Origin of the sequence: Paenibacillus sp. FSL R5-0887, from assembly GCF_038002305.1 — a bacterium.
Classification (GTDB): domain Bacteria; phylum Bacillota; class Bacilli; order Paenibacillales; family Paenibacillaceae; genus Paenibacillus_AQ; species Paenibacillus_AQ odorifer.
Genome location: NZ_JBBOCE010000001.1, coordinates 2,689,853 through 2,704,328 on the forward strand (window position 1 = coordinate 2,689,853; position 14,476 = coordinate 2,704,328).

12 protein-coding genes are annotated in these 14,476 nt (G+C 43.4%); 3 read left to right on the forward strand and 9 right to left on the reverse strand.

What is annotated here, in order from left to right:
* Positions 1-7 precede the first annotated feature (7 nt).
* The 3 genes from MKY14_RS12170 to MKY14_RS12180 all read right to left on the reverse strand — a co-directional run bounded on the left by MKY14_RS12170 (position 8) and on the right by MKY14_RS12180 (position 3,257).
* Entirely contained in the window at positions 8-1,480 is a 1,473-nt protein-coding gene (locus MKY14_RS12170) for a carboxylesterase/lipase family protein (RefSeq protein WP_340976524.1), read from the reverse strand.
* A gap of 19 nt (positions 1,481-1,499) precedes the next feature.
* On the reverse strand, positions 1,500-2,654 hold the full coding sequence (locus tag MKY14_RS12175; RefSeq protein ID WP_076127413.1) for an AI-2E family transporter: 1,155 nt from the start codon (positions 2,652-2,654) through the stop codon (positions 1,500-1,502).
* Between the two features lie 243 nt (positions 2,655-2,897).
* Entirely contained in the window at positions 2,898-3,257 is a 360-nt protein-coding gene (locus MKY14_RS12180) for a (2Fe-2S) ferredoxin domain-containing protein (protein WP_340010768.1), read from the reverse strand.
* Positions 3,258-3,406: 149 nt separating this feature from the next.
* On the opposite strand from MKY14_RS12180, the gene MKY14_RS12185 reads away from it, so the two are divergent.
* The 3 genes from MKY14_RS12185 (at position 3,407) to MKY14_RS12195 (ending at position 6,486) form a co-directional block, all read left to right on the forward strand.
* Positions 3,407-4,993, forward strand: a complete 1,587-nt coding sequence (locus MKY14_RS12185) for an AraC family transcriptional regulator (RefSeq protein WP_339168915.1) — start codon at positions 3,407-3,409, stop codon at positions 4,991-4,993.
* A 160-nt stretch (positions 4,994-5,153) separates the two neighbouring features.
* Entirely contained in the window at positions 5,154-6,113 is a 960-nt protein-coding gene (locus MKY14_RS12190) for an ABC transporter substrate-binding protein (RefSeq protein ID WP_445254057.1), read from the forward strand.
* A gap of 142 nt (positions 6,114-6,255) precedes the next feature.
* Positions 6,256-6,486 (forward strand): hypothetical protein, encoded by a 231-nt coding sequence (locus MKY14_RS12195; protein WP_076220622.1) that lies wholly within the window; start codon positions 6,256-6,258, stop codon positions 6,484-6,486.
* 6 nt (positions 6,487-6,492) lie between these two features.
* On the opposite strand, the gene MKY14_RS12200 is transcribed toward MKY14_RS12195, so the two are convergent.
* The 6 genes from MKY14_RS12200 to MKY14_RS12225 all read right to left on the reverse strand — a co-directional run bounded on the left by MKY14_RS12200 (position 6,493) and on the right by MKY14_RS12225 (position 14,469).
* Positions 6,493-7,590, reverse strand: a complete 1,098-nt coding sequence (locus MKY14_RS12200) for a GerAB/ArcD/ProY family transporter (protein ID WP_076281415.1) — start codon at positions 7,588-7,590, stop codon at positions 6,493-6,495.
* 37 nt (positions 7,591-7,627) lie between these two features.
* Positions 7,628-8,833 carry a Ger(x)C family spore germination protein gene (locus MKY14_RS12205; RefSeq protein WP_339168922.1) on the reverse strand — a complete coding sequence of 402 codons (1,206 nt, stop codon included), beginning with the start codon at positions 8,831-8,833 and terminating at the stop codon, positions 7,628-7,630.
* Complete coding sequence (locus MKY14_RS12210) at positions 8,830-10,341, reverse strand: spore germination protein (protein WP_340976527.1); 1,512 nt, start codon at positions 10,339-10,341, stop codon at positions 8,830-8,832. Before MKY14_RS12210 ends, MKY14_RS12205 begins: the two co-directional genes overlap by 4 nt.
* Before the next feature lie 159 nt (positions 10,342-10,500).
* Entirely contained in the window at positions 10,501-11,526 is a 1,026-nt protein-coding gene (locus MKY14_RS12215) for an iron-hydroxamate ABC transporter substrate-binding protein (protein ID WP_340976529.1), read from the reverse strand.
* A 132-nt stretch (positions 11,527-11,658) separates the two neighbouring features.
* Positions 11,659-13,284, reverse strand: coding sequence for an AraC family transcriptional regulator (locus MKY14_RS12220; RefSeq protein WP_340976531.1), 1,626 nt, complete (start codon positions 13,282-13,284; stop codon positions 11,659-11,661).
* 144 nt (positions 13,285-13,428) lie between these two features.
* Positions 13,429-14,469, reverse strand: a complete 1,041-nt coding sequence (locus MKY14_RS12225; protein WP_076129508.1) for an NAD(P)/FAD-dependent oxidoreductase — start codon at positions 14,467-14,469, stop codon at positions 13,429-13,431.
* Between the last annotated feature and the right edge of the window lie 7 nt (positions 14,470-14,476).

Consider the following 14,476-nt stretch of genomic DNA (forward strand, 5'->3'; position numbering starts at 1 on the left):
AATCTTCTTAAGCCAGCATAGTGACAATTCTTTTGCGTTTCACTGACTCAGGATCATAAGCTACATGCGTATCTTCATCAAAGATCAAGGTAGCCCGTTCCTCCAGATTGTATTTCGGCCATACCCTCTCTGCTGTAGCCGGATTTCCTTGATGAGCGAAAGCAATCCAAGCGTCATGCATAACTTCAGCCAACTTCTGCATCGTTGGATTAATTTCTGCCCTAAGATGGGTTAGATGAGATAGATTATTAAAGGCATAAACGATTTCTGCACTATGCACAGCTTTATTTAACAAAGGATGACCTGGGATCGTGCCGTCAAAACGGTACATCCAGACTGGTGCATAATTCAATTGGTTTTCCGCCAGAGACACCGAGGTTGTCCAGAAGTAAAGATCCGTTAGAATTTCAGCTTGTCCCTCCCAGGTGGAAGAATAATGGTTAGCAATTTCCTTCAGACTCCCAGTACCCATCATCTGCTCCAGCGCCTTGAGTGATTCGTCAAAGTCTGCCTCAGGTGATTCTTCTCTGAAGAACAAGTTGCCCTCATCACGATTGGTTCCGATCAATAGCGGAATACCATGTGCCGATCCTTCTGCCACAGCCTGTGCAGGTTCTACAGGAAGTATATCCCCATCAATGACAGGCTGAAATAACATGCCAATTGAGCCACCCGTTAACTTTTTAGTCATTCTTGCGGCTGCATCGATAATTTGTTCAGAAGAAAATGTTTGCAGAAGACTGGCATCTCCATCTGGGGCAATCCCTAATTCAGCTAGCAGTGCAGCTGCAATGTACTTTCCTTGCTCGTTAGGCAGCGTCTGAGCAGCCCCACTTTGCATAATCGCGCCAGCGAACAACCCCTTCGCTGCTGGCATAGCCAAAAGGGCTGCGATACTCATACTCCCTGCTGACTCTCCGAATACAGTTACCCGCTGCGGGTCCCCGCCAAAAGCAGCAATATTCAGTTTTACCCATTCCAGCGCAGCAATTTGATCCAATAATCCTTGATTAGAAGCAAGCCCATGGCCAAATGGAAACAAATTCATGAATCCAAATGGACCCAGCCGATAGTTAATGGTCACTAAAATTACTTTGCCTCGCTCAGCGAAGCTTGTGCCGTCAAACTGCGGCTGACTTCCAGCCCCGGTCACAAACGTCCCCCCGTGAATCCAGAACATAACAGGCAGGGGCTCATCATGAACTGCTGGCGCCCAAATATTTAAATACAGACAATCCTCGGAATGAAGCGGCGTCTTGCCACCGAACCGAGTACCTCTCGTATCCGCTGGCTGATGACTAACTGGACCAAATTCAGAAGCATCTCTAATCCCATCCCAGGCCTCTGGTGGCTGTGGTGCACGAAACCGAAGTTCTCCAACAGGTGGGGCTGCAAAAGGGATCCCGCGCCAAATGTTCACGTCCCCCTCCTGTATTCCTTGAAGCTTACCGTAAGAGGTTACTGCTATTGGTCCTCCCATTACATTTCACCCTTTCACATTATTCCTTATTCTCTTCAATCTGTTTATATAAGCCGGATCGAAACCGGAACCATTCAAAAAGATGTGTAAATACCACCTTAAGTACCGCATAACCCGGAACTGCAAGGATAATCCCCAGAATCCCAAACATTTTACCTGCGAATATAATTACAAAAATAATGGTTATCGGATGAATCTTCAACGTCTTGCCCATGATCTGTGGTGAGATGAATTTTCCTTCAATCAGCTGAACAGCCGTCCACACGATAATCATCTTCAGCAGCATAAATGGAGAAGTGACCATCGCCACAATTAGGGCAGGTGTAATCGCGATTGCCGGGCCCAGATAAGGAACAACTGCTGTACAAGCAGCAGCAATAGCCAGAACGAGAGAGTACTCCAAACCAATGATTAAATAGCCAATATAGAGCAGCAGACCAATACAGCAGCTGACAATAATTTGCCCGCGTATGTAAGAGGATACCTGACTGTTCATCTCCGACATGACCATACGAGTCTGCGGCTGCAGAGAAGTAGGTACAAACTTCAGAATATAATCCGGCAATTTTTTCCCATCGCGAAGCAAGTAGAACAAAATAAATGGCGTCGTTACAACCGCCAAGACAATCTCTGTAAGGGCTCCTACAAAGCTGCCAACACCCGTCAAGGCATTATTCAGAAAAGAACTGCCCCACGCTGTTATCTTAGATGTTATCTCACTAAGGTTCGTTCCGATACTGTCTTGAACTTGCCCAAAGAACTCCGTTCCGGTCAGATCCATAAACCGTTCTTGAATTAATTCACTATACCTTGGAAAATTGTCGATCAATCCTGATAGCTGAGTCCGTATAATTGGAATGACCATAAACAAAACCAGCGTGATGATACCAGCAATCAACAAATATAGGATGATTATTGCATATACACGTTTTATTCGGGATCTTTTCTCCATCCGATCTACCAACGGATTCAGCAAATAATAAGCTATACCTGCCAGTAATAATGGTGCGGCCACGGTGTGCAGCAATACTGATATCGGCTTAAAAATAAACGGTATTTTGGAGAATACCAGAATATTAATTCCAACCAGCAGCATAATGAGCAGCACTACTACAAATTTATTATTCAGAAAAAATTTTTTGAACTTCTCTGGCCACACCTGCAGCCTCTCCATCGTACCCTCTCCCCTATAAACCATCATATATACTGTGTTATTTCATTCACTTTTTAATAGCATAGTCAACGTTAGCCCTGCAAGTCAAATTTGATGTCCTTAATTAAGCACACAGTCCTATTACGAGTCTGGTCATGATCCGATTCAATCATAATCCTCCCCTGTTTATAAATAAATAACCCTGCACGAGATATTCCTCTGTACAGGGTTAGAACCGCAACTAAAAGGTACTCCCAAGCCTTGCTATTTTTTCTTTTTCCCTTTAGCGTCCTTTTCATTTGAAGCAATCAATTGTCCATCATAGGTGTATAACACGTGATCTTCAAGCTTCTCCCCCTGCAAATGTTTCCGCACTAATGATTTCGCCAGCTTAGGTGTAATCTCTTTGTACCACACACCTTCGGGATAAGCGATCACCACACAAGCATCTGAACATCTTCCATTACAACGGGTCACAGTCGTATGTATAAGACTTTGTGCGCCCTGCTTCTCAATCTCATCTTCTATCGCTTCAGCTACCTCTTCACCTTTGTGTTTCTTGCAGCTGCTACCGGTACATATTAATAAGTGACTTACAGTTCCTTGTAAATTCCAGGTCGTCATGGATGACTTCAACCCCTTCTTATCAGCTAACCCTATTCCGTTCGTGGATTATTTTAAACACTATCATAAGCATCATTATAGTCAATAGTAAGAAAGACTGTTATACTATAAATGAGAATGATTATCAATGAAAAGAAGGGGATTACTACATGCAGATCCAATCCGACGGGATGCCTTATTCATCCCATCCTTTTTATATGCCCCTTCGGGTCATCAGCTTATCGGGAATAACCAACTACACAGCCTCAAACATTTCTTCTACTAATTCCAGCCTTATGATGATCTGGGATGGGAAAGGTTTTCTTGAAATAGACGGTAAGCTACACAAGGTCATGGCCGGAAGCTTAATAGCCCTTAGTAGTTCTTCTTTATTGAAGATGGAACCTGAATTACAGTTAAAGGGGATATGGATGGAGTATTCCTGTATACCCCAGAGTAAAGATGAGGACATTTTTATAAATGACAACTCCCCTGTCCACCATGCCTCTACACGTTTGACAGCCTTGGCAGGTGAGCTTTACAGTGCTTGGATAGACGCTGATAAGCAAAAGCCGTTTAGGGTCCAGCAGCTATTCACCCAGTTCCTAGTGGAGCTTCATAGTGAACTGACATCCCGTAAAGAAAGATCAAGCAGTTGGATGGAGCAAGTGACGGAGTATATAGAAGCTCATTACAATGAAGATATCACACGGGATCAAATGGCTGCTTTAGCTGAAGTGAGCCCTGAGCACTTTTCGCGAGCCTTTCGCAAATCAATAGGTCTATCCTTCAGTGCTTATATTACACTATTAAGAATCCGAAAAGCCCAGCAACGAATTCTCACCAGTTCCCCCAATCTGACTACTTTGGCACATGAGGTTGGTTACGAAGAGGGAACTTATTTGAGCCGAAAATTCAAGCAGCTTGTTGGCGTTTCACCTAAAGCCTACCAGAATAAGAATAAACGGGTCGTTGCCTTGAACTATAATCACACCGCTAGCCTGCGAGTACTGGAAATCATGCCTCAACTCGGGGTTTATTCCGAATGGCAGCATAGCTTGGAACAAGTTCCCGCTTCCAAGCAGCTTCAAATGAGCGAAGGTAAATTTTCATTACTCTATGACTCAGTAGCTGCGGTAAAACCAGACGTCATTATCGGCTACAGTCTACCCGACAATAAGATTCTGACTCCTGTTGCTCCGGTTATTGAGCTGCCCTTTATGCAAATGAGTTGGCGAGAGCAATTTGCTCTGATTGCCGAGGTTGTGAATCGACGACAGCGTGCTGAACAATGGTTAAGTCATTATGACAGACTTTGTCTTACCGCCAACGGGTTATTAAACCATGCAATAGGAATGGAGAGAGGTACGGCTATCGTGTGGGAGGTTAGCTCCCGATCCGCCTACTGTTTCAGTAGCAGCTTCGGCAGAGGTTGCCAAATTCTATACGGTGATCTTGGCTTCAAGCCCCCCTCCGTAATTATTGAAAAAGGGATCACAGATTCCGGGTACTTAGAGGCATCCATTGAGGATATCGTATCGTTCCCTGCTGACCATATTATTATCACCAGCATCCCTTCATCATCTGAGGGAAGACAACGTTTTACTCGCCTACTACATTCTAAAGCCTGGAAGCAATTAGATGCAGTACGTAACGGACGGGTATATATTCTGAACCAAGGTGATATGTTCTACGGATTTGACCCACTGTCCTCACAGGCACAGCTTCAAGAATTGCTACGGGTAATGACATCATAAATTTGCATAAGCTGAGATCATATCCGTCCATAGTAAATACCCGGTGAAGCTTGTAAAGTTCTTATTGAGAATGATAATCAATATACATAGGAGGAACAACAAATTGCATAATCCAGGAAAAAATAGCACCAAACAATCCCATTGGCTTCTTTTTCCCCTCATGCTGGCATTAATTCTAGTCGTATCAGCTTGCGGGAATTCCAATAATTCTGTGGGGAATACTGGCAGTAACACCAGCAACACATCATCGGCTACTACAGCACCTACCGAAACTAGTCAACCAACAGAAACTACGGAAACAGCTGCTCTAAAAAAGGTCACTACTATAAATGGTGATATTGAAATTCCTGTTCAACCTAAAAGGATTGTCGCTGAGGAATATCTGGGCAGTCTGATTGCGCTAGATACCATCCCTGTTGGTGCTCCCGGATTAACACTGGAGAATATGTATTTTAAGGAGGCACTTACTGGAGTTGCAGACACTGGAACTTACGGCAAAATGTCACCTGAAAAAATCATCGCACTTAATCCTGATTTGATTATTTCTGGACAAGCTGAAAGCTATGAAGCACTAAGCAAAATTGCTCCAACCATCGTTGTGCCATATGGTGATCTGAAAGATGCTCATGCCGAATTAACCTATTTCGGAGAACTCCTTGGTAAAGAAGAGGAAGCCAAAAGCTGGCTTGCAGATTACGACAAACGGATAGCTGAAGCTAAAGCCAAAGTAGACAAAGTACTCCCTGCAGATGCAACGTTTTCCATCATGGAAGACGGCGGCAAATCCATTTGGGCCTATGGCGATAACTTTGGCCGAGGCGGACAGCCTGTCTATCAGGCGCTGGGTCGCAAGCCCCCTACAGCTGTGGCCGCAGAAATTATGGAGAAGCAATGGGCGGAAATCTCTACAGAGGCACTCGCTAAATACGCAGGAGATTATATTATCTTAACTTCCAATAACCGTACAGAAGCTGATTACAAAGCTGATCCAATCTGGAGTAGCCTACCCGCTGTCAAAAATGGCCATCTCTATGTATGGAAAGAAGAACGGTCCTGGTACTATGATCCAATTGCCGTGTTATCCCAGACCGAAGAGCTGGCTGCTTGGCTTACACAATAAAATGCGCTTAAATTAGAATCCCCTACTGCTTCCAACAACGTTGGAGCTGTAGGGGATTTGTTATTTCTTTTGACTACAAAAACACTCAAGAGGTAATAATACATTTAGCCTAAGATTAATCTAGCAAATGGAGTTGATCATTATGAAATTACTATCACTATATTTCATGCTTGCTTTTATGGGGTTGCTGATGGCAGTAATCATCGACCTTTTATCAGGAGAAACCCTCACCACTTCAATGCGGACGATCTATGACTCCTTTGCAGCTACAAGCATACAGGAATCAATAACTATGCTCGTTTTTATCTCCTTACCTTTTGTTAATACAATTACATCCTCTATCCGAAATAGGAGCAATAAATCCATCAAATAAAATAAACTAACCTATGCTTCCTAATTTTCTGCGGATGTAATGAACGATACACAAGAGAATAGGTACAGCGGCACAGAAATACGGCAAAATATATTTCAGAAATATCCTTCCTTCGTCCATATGTATCGGATAATTCGCTGAACTAATAAAAGCCCCGAACAAAACAACAATACCAACGGGAACAGCGAGCTTCCTGCTGTCTTGCACCTTGAATAGATCTGCAGTGACTACCATTGCAGCATAGCAATATACTGACATTTTAAAAAATACTCCAATGATTAAGGTTAAGAGCACAAGCGCGTCCAAACGTTGAATGAAATTAGCCAGGTTTACTAACGTTATCGTAGTGAACATCGGAAAATTGGCTCTACTGTAGATTTCTGTTCCTAGAACGGATATTTCGATGGCATGGGTAAAACTGAGTAATAATCCGCATAAAGTCATTGCGATGATTCCGGTTCTTTTTGCTACCTTGGTTTTTTTGATATGAGGTAAAATCGTAGTGAAACATACCATCTCCCCGAACGGAAATAGCCATATATTCAGATAGGCTGATTTTAATGCATTCTTCCAATCCGAGGCCTGTAACGGAAACAAGTTATCTAGTTTTACAAGTCCGGCGGCAATAACCAAAAAGCAACTGGTCAAGCCCAACAATATTATAATCAGCATATAAATCTCAGCTGTCCGCGCAAACACCTCAATCCCCTTGTTTAAGATGTAAATTACCGCAACAACCATCATTGCATAAATGATGAACACGGGTGTTCTGTCGTAAGAAGCAGCTATTAACAACTCACCTGATTCATGCAGATTTCGGGAGCCATTGAAGAGAAGGATTGGAATGTATGTTAAGCTTAACGGCCAGCCTATAACATTGCCCAGTATCTTTCTTGTATACCCGCTAATAATCATGCCCGGATATTGCCGGTATAAATAAACATAAATCAAATACAAAAGAAGTCCACCGGGCAAAGCTAACAGAATAGCAATCCAGACAGCATGGCCACTTTCAAGTCCAATCGGTACCACAAGGGCCGTTCCCAATTCAAACAAAAAAATCAAAGCAAATAATTGACTCGCGCTGATGGTTTCTTTTTTCATAAAGTGGCCTTCTCCCACCTTTCTCAACTAAACCCTGTCATTTTTCCTTTAACAATTGCGGCTCTAATCTCATTCCTACACTGCGAATATATGCCTCCACAGAAACGTCGACTTCCGCTTCCGCGAACACTGACTCCCAATCGTCCTTAACAGTCTCCCATGCTTTTGGATTTGTGCGCTTCAGTTCATTCCCAAAATTGAAAATATCGCATTTCATAGTTTGAGCAGCCTGTAAGGCTTGGGTTATTTCCTGTTTAGTTTTAAGAGCCACTTGTTGTTCCAATTGAACGATTACCTCTCTATCACTTAGCTCAATATAACTCTGAGTCTCATTAAGTGTCCCCTCTTCCACAACATTCACATGAATGACGGGTATTTTATTGCGGAGTTCAATCTTAATTTTTGTTTTTGAATAATTAATGTTCACAGCTATCGAATCTTTAGCCTCATCTGAATCTACATTAATACTGGTTTCATTAATCTCGTTCTGTACCCACAGTGCCCCCCGGGCAAGAGGTCCATCCAGCCATCCCTGAAGAACCCCTTTTTTCAATACGCTTAGCCCGCTCATTGTGACAAGTGCTTTTACTTGAGTTTGCTCCATCCCGGATTTTTTAGTTCCTTCTTCAGCGTCTCCAAGAATTCTGGCTCCGGATATCACCACTGACCCTTCCCCACTGATACCATTAATTAGCTCAAAAACATTGATATCCCGGCTTTCTCCATATATTCTAGCGGTATTTTTACTCTTTTTAATAATCCCAATTGCAGGCAGGCTTTCTACGGGAAGCAATAGTTTCAGAATAGAGGATGCTTCCGTATCTCTGGCTACAATAACATTCGTGTTGAGCCGCAGCTCATGGGACCTTTCAAAGATGTCAAAAATCCCATCAATACCGCTCTTCACTGTAGATTCGCCTAAAACTAATAGCTGCGTGTGTGCAAAAAACATCTGTCTTGCCGCCTTTTTTGAAGTCTTGCGAAAAGCACCAAAGATCGTACGGTCCGTAGAAGAATAAATAGTGACCGTGGGTTGTCCGGTGCTAGCTCCTGCACTTGTGGCTGTTGAGGATGGATTCACAATCTGAAAAGTAACATGATATTCCTCTTTATTCGGCACTTTATCCACACCTATACCGGTCACAATGCCTAAATTGTTTAACTCCCGACTGTTCCAGCAGCTTGTCAGCAACATTAAGCAGCATATACAAATAAATGAACGCATCATCCATCCGACCTTCATTTGCCACTCCCCGGCTTTCCATCATTCACCTTAAGTCGAGTATTATTTTTTTGGCTAATAAGACGCGGCCGAGTTTTCATATATTTCAAGGGCACACGCAAGATCGCGTCCTTCTGATTCTCAGCGATAAAAGGACCAAACGGAGACATATATGGAAAACCCAACGATTTCAAGCTGCACATATGAGCAACCAAAATAAAAGTAAAGATCGTTATTCCATAAAGCCCCATAAAGGCTGCGATAAACATAATGATGAAACGCAAGATGCGTATGGAAAGAGCCATATTAAAAGCAGGAGTAGCAAAGCTGGATATTCCTGTAAGTGAAACTACAATAACCATTGCAGGAGAGACAATACCGGCTTGTACGGCTGCCTGTCCTAACACTAAGCCCCCAATGATCGATACAGTTTGACCTATAGGGGATGGCATACGAATTCCTGCTTCACGTATAATCTCAAAAGTAAATTCCATCAGCATAGCCTCAATAAAAGCCGGAAATGGAACCCCCTCCCTTTGCGAAGCAAAGTTAATAAGTAGGGCTGTTGGGATCATTTCTTGATGAAAATTTAGAATCGCAATAAAGAGTGCTGGGCCAAATAACGAAATAACAAGGCAAATAAATCTCAATAATCGGATCAAAGTCGTAATATCATAACGCTGGTAATAATCTTCTACGGCATGTAAAAACATAAAAAAGGTTGTAGGTGCAATCAGCACAAACGGGGTCCCGTCCACAAAAATAGCAACTCGTCCTTCTAAAAGATTTCCTGCAACACTGTCAGGACGTTCCGTATTATATAATGTTGGGAATGGGGAAAAGGGAGTGTCTTCTAAAAATTGCTCAATGTATCCAGATTCCAGAATCCCGTCTATATCAATGCTTTGCAGCTTAGTTCTGAGCTCCTGTAAGGTATTATCATTGACGATTCCATGAATATACATAATAGATACATTCGTTTGCGTGACGTCACCTATCTTCATCGACTCTACCCAGAGATTAGGGCTTTTTATTTTCCTGCGCACTAGAGAGATATTCGTCCCAATAGATTCTGTGAAACCTTCCTTGGAGCCACGAATGGCTACTTGAGTTGTAGCGTCCGATACCGTTCTAACCTCACCGCCGCTTGTATTCCCTCTGATAGCTTCCCTTATCCCGTTGACCCAAAGAATGGTATCTCCAGAGAATAAAGCCTCAAAAAGCACATCCCAATCTTCAAGCGTCTGTTCTTCTCCGATTCCTCTCGCCACTTCTTTCATATACAAAAAGATATCTTCAGCGGATTTTACCACCGGGTGTTCTTCACTTAGTTTATCAAACGACATCGCATGCTCCACGAACTCATTGACCATCAATTTTTCTATTAACCCCTCAATATATACAGCAGCTACCTCAACCTGTGTGGTGGTGGATTTAATTCTACGAATAACAATATCAGGGCTATGGCCAAGTCTTTCTTGAAGCTCTTTAAGATTATCGTCCAAAATAGTAGAGTTCAAGGGTTCCATAATCAACACCTCCTGCCCATACTATTTGTTCTTGATTGCTTTTTTATGCAACTAATGGAATTTGTAATCTGCCTTAGATTGAAAAATGAATACGCAAAAGGGATGTCCCTGAGCTACTATAGCTCCGCGAACATCCCCTTTTACTCTTTTGAAATTAACTTATTGAAGAGACTTCAGCAACGTAACTATCTCATCCAGCTGCTTGTCCAGCGCATAAGCATCGGAGAGATAATAAGTTTTAAGATCGTAGGTGAATACATGACCCGCCTTAACAGCAGGTAGGCTTTGCCAGAAGACACTGTCCAGAATGTCCAGCTTATCCTGCTCCACACCACGGCTGAAGCCTTGGAAGATATAATCAGCTTCACCTAAGTACTCGGGCAACGCTTCGAGTGAGAGGGAAGCCCAGCCTTCTTTAAAGGCTGCCTCTTGGACAAGATCAGGTGCATGCAGCCCCAATCCGTTGTATATAATCTCTCCACCACGCCCATATGACGAACCGTATAAATACAGCTCTTTACCGGCAATTTCAAAGATCGCCACTTTTTTATCAGCTGCGATCAGATCAGCCAATTCCGCTTTCTTCGCTTCCAGCTTCTGATTGAAATCCGCCACCCACTTTACAGCCTGCTGCTCCTTGTTCAAGATTTTCCCGATCTCGATCAATCGTTCTTTATAGTCGTATTTGCCCCAAGGAATAAAGACCGTTGGAGCAATCTTAGAGATTTGCTCATAGGTATCTTCCTGATAGGTGATAATCAAGTCCGGTTCGAGGCTCGTTATTTTCTCCAGGGACACCGTCATGTCATCGCCTACTACTTCAACACCGGTCAGTGCCTCTTTGAAATATGGATGGTTCAAGATGTCATTCCCGGCAACGGCAATGGGCGTCACGCCAAGCGTCAGAAGATCACCAATAAAGTCTTGTACCGGGATCACAACTCTTTGTGGATTGCGTGGAATCTGCACCGGGCCTTTATCGCTTTCGTATGTCCAGTACTCTACATCAGCAGCCGGCTCCGAGCTGGCAACTACAGAATCATTAGTGCTTTTAGCCACTTCAGCCGACGTGCTAGCTGGAGCATTCCCCTGATTAGCTGCTTGTCCGCATGCGCTCAACAGCAGCACCAGCGTAAGCATAACGGCTATCATGCTTGTTTTTCCTAACGATATTATTTTGTACAATGAAAATCCCCCTTGAGACTTTATATTATTATGATATTGATAATCAATATCATTTAGATCTTTGTTTAATATACCGTCTCCGCGGGAAAACATATATACACGCTAATACATCAATTTTGCTATGGACGATTGTCAGCTTAAATTATGGCCGGTTAACAAATCTGTCTGTATCTCCAATTGGCGTTCGAGCGCAAGCCCTTCGCTGCCCCAAAATTCCTCAAGCTTCAGGTAATATATGCGTTCATTCCTGAATGCTGGAAGATTGCGCCAAACCGCACTTTTACTAATCCGTTTACGTGTCCTCGACATCCAGTCCTCTTGTCCTGATACAACCACAAACATATGGTCAGCCGCGTATATTGGTAATTCCGACAGTGAGATGCATAAATGATCATTCCGCTCCAGAACATCTGACCTTACCTTGTCCGGTGGAGTTAACCCCAGCATTGGATACAGATTGTACACCCCGCGGGCTGTATGATTCCAGATATAAATACTGTTATCTTGCCTGATCTCATACACCGCTACCGTTTCACCAGATTCAATTAGTGAGGACAAGCGCTGCTTGGCCAAATCTATTTTCAAATGATAGTGCCTTATCCATGCCTCTGCCCGCTCCTCTTCTCCCAGCAGTCTGCCGAATAAACGAATCTGTTCCAAGCGGTCCATTTTATCACACTCTACCGTAACTAGTGGACCCAACCTCTCCATGCATTTAAGCTGACGGGGGCTCAGATAGGTTGGTGCAATAACTAAATCGGCTTCCAGCCCAGGCCATTCTGCTTCCTCCGGACATCCCTGCAACTCAAATGATCGTACACCCGCCAGTTCCGGCAGCAAAAGCAAGGAGTAATTCATCACATCTTCTTCAACCGCGACAGGCTTCACACCCAGCGCAAGTAAATCCCCTAAAAATTGCAACGCTACTATCCGCTTTGGTTTGGGACGCAAACGGAACTCTGTTGGGGTCATCCCGGTGACTTGCTTGAATTTGCGGCTCAGATATAGTCCATCTGTATAGCCTACTTTTTGCGAAATTTCCTGTATGGTTGCTTTGCTGGACATCAAGTGTTTTTTCGCTTTATTTACTCTTAAATGCGCTACATATTCGGTGAAGCTCCAACCCGTCTGCTTGCGGAACCATACTGAGAAATAACGAGGATTGAAGCCCATCATTCGAGACATCATCTCCCGCGTAATCTCCCTTTGCAAATTCTGGTGGATAAAAGAGAGCATTCTGAAATATGAACTATCCGTAATGTCTGCTTCAGCATCAGCCTCTACGACCAATTGATGTAGCTGATGCAGCAAGGATTGAATTCTATCTGCCTGTGTTTCTAAATTATTGGCAGCAACGTCTTCCAATTCGCTGAATAAGCGGGTTATTTTATTTGTCGTACGTATAGGTAAAATCCCATTGACCGGAAAAATTTCACGGCAAAGTCCATAGACCAATTCTTGCTCCGTGCTATTACTTAGCCCATATACCTCATAGGAGATTGCTAGAACAGAGATAACGGTCTCTAATGGAGCATTAATTTGATAAGTCGCACCTGCGCTTAGAAAAAGAATTTCACCATTTTTAAGAGCTACTGTCTCTCCTTCTATGGTTATTTGAACGATAGCTTCTATTGGTGTCAGGAAGAGTGGGGACTGGGCAATCTGGGGTTTACTAATGTGACCGCCGCCGCATTGGCGTTTTCCTGCCTCTTTTAACAGATAAATTCTATGAACCGGGTTATTATTAGATAGCTTCATTCCTGCTCCCTTCCAGACTTCTAGACTTAATAACTCATAAAATATAAAGCAAGCGTATAAGGTTCCTCTCCGCTCGAAATGGATAAGATCCCCTATACGCCTTATATAAAACTTCAGATTTTATGGTTTGAAAAGCCTCTATCCTTAGTGGTCGTCAACGACTCCAAGCGCTTTATTCTTCTCTTTGAACCGTTCATTGTGAGAAGATACGTAAGCGACTTTGGCCGCGGTTGGGTCTATGTACAGCTTAGCGCTATTAAGCGCCAGAGCCGCATCAGTGAAAGTACCTGCGATCAAACGAACCTTGCTTGCATAATCCACAAAGTCACCTGCTGCGAATATACCCGGAAGATTAGTCTCTAGCTTATCAGTTACATTCGCACACCATTCGCCCATATCAAGGCCCCATTCTTTTAACGGACCAAAATCGCTTTTCAGACCATGATTCACAATGACAGCATCCACTTCAAACTGCTCTGTTTCACCTGTCTCTATATGACTGATCGTAACCTGATCTATCGTTTCACCATTACTGCTGTGTAATTGGCTTACTGCATATGGCGCACGGACATTGACTGAGGATTCCTTCATCCGTACAATGTTTTTCTCATGCCCGCCAAACTGTTCACGGCGATGTGCAATCGTCACACTTGCAGCGATAGGCTCCAATTCATTCGCCCAATCTACTGCGGAGTTGCCTCCACCGGAGATTAGCACTCTTTTACCGCGGAACGGCTCCAGCTCTTGAACGGTATAATGAAGATTTGTCACCTCATAACGATCTGCACCTTCAATTTCAAGCTTTGCCATCTGCAGAATTCCGTAACCAATGGCCAAAATGACTGTGCGGGTCCAATGTTGTTCCCCAGTAGAAGAGGTCAGGATGTACGTTCCATCCTCTTGTCTCTCTTGATTCATAATTTGCTGACCCAGCACAATAGTCGGATCGAAGGTTTGAGCCTGCTCCTTGAGCTGACCGATTAGTTGATGACAAAGAGTTGGGGTTACGCCTCCTACATCCCAGATCATTTTTTCGGGATAGATAAGCATTCTTCCTCCGAGCTCATCCTTCGCTTCAATTAGCTTTGTCTTCAAGTCTCTCATTCCGCTATAAAAAGCTGTATACATCCCAGCAGGTCCGCCACCAATAATGGTTACATCGTATAATTCCAGTTGTTTATTCATTGTGTCC

Excerpts from the sequence above, each read along its gene's own strand:
- MKY14_RS12185 (WP_339168915.1), top strand. The coding sequence starts at position 3,407 with ATGCAGATCCAATCCGACGGGATGCCTTATTCATCCCATCCTTTTTAT.
- MKY14_RS12195 (WP_076220622.1), top strand. The coding sequence starts at position 6,256 with ATGAAATTACTATCACTATATTTCATGCTTGCTTTTATGGGGTTGCTG.
- MKY14_RS12170 (WP_340976524.1), bottom strand. The coding sequence starts at position 1,480 with ATGGGAGGACCAATAGCAGTAACCTCTTACGGTAAGCTTCAAGGAATA.
- MKY14_RS12180 (WP_340010768.1), bottom strand. The coding sequence starts at position 3,257 with ATGACGACCTGGAATTTACAAGGAACTGTAAGTCACTTATTAATATGT.
- MKY14_RS12210 (WP_340976527.1), bottom strand. The coding sequence starts at position 10,341 with ATGGAACCCTTGAACTCTACTATTTTGGACGATAATCTTAAAGAGCTT.
- MKY14_RS12205 (WP_339168922.1), bottom strand. The coding sequence starts at position 8,833 with ATGAAGGTCGGATGGATGATGCGTTCATTTATTTGTATATGCTGCTTA.
- MKY14_RS12225 (WP_076129508.1), bottom strand. The coding sequence starts at position 14,469 with ATGAATAAACAACTGGAATTATACGATGTAACCATTATTGGTGGCGGA.
- MKY14_RS12190 (WP_445254057.1), top strand. The coding sequence starts at position 5,154 with ATGCTGGCATTAATTCTAGTCGTATCAGCTTGCGGGAATTCCAATAAT.
- MKY14_RS12175 (WP_076127413.1), bottom strand. The coding sequence starts at position 2,654 with ATGGAGAGGCTGCAGGTGTGGCCAGAGAAGTTCAAAAAATTTTTTCTG.
- MKY14_RS12200 (WP_076281415.1), bottom strand. The coding sequence starts at position 7,590 with ATGAAAAAAGAAACCATCAGCGCGAGTCAATTATTTGCTTTGATTTTT.
- MKY14_RS12220 (WP_340976531.1), bottom strand. The coding sequence starts at position 13,284 with ATGAAGCTATCTAATAATAACCCGGTTCATAGAATTTATCTGTTAAAA.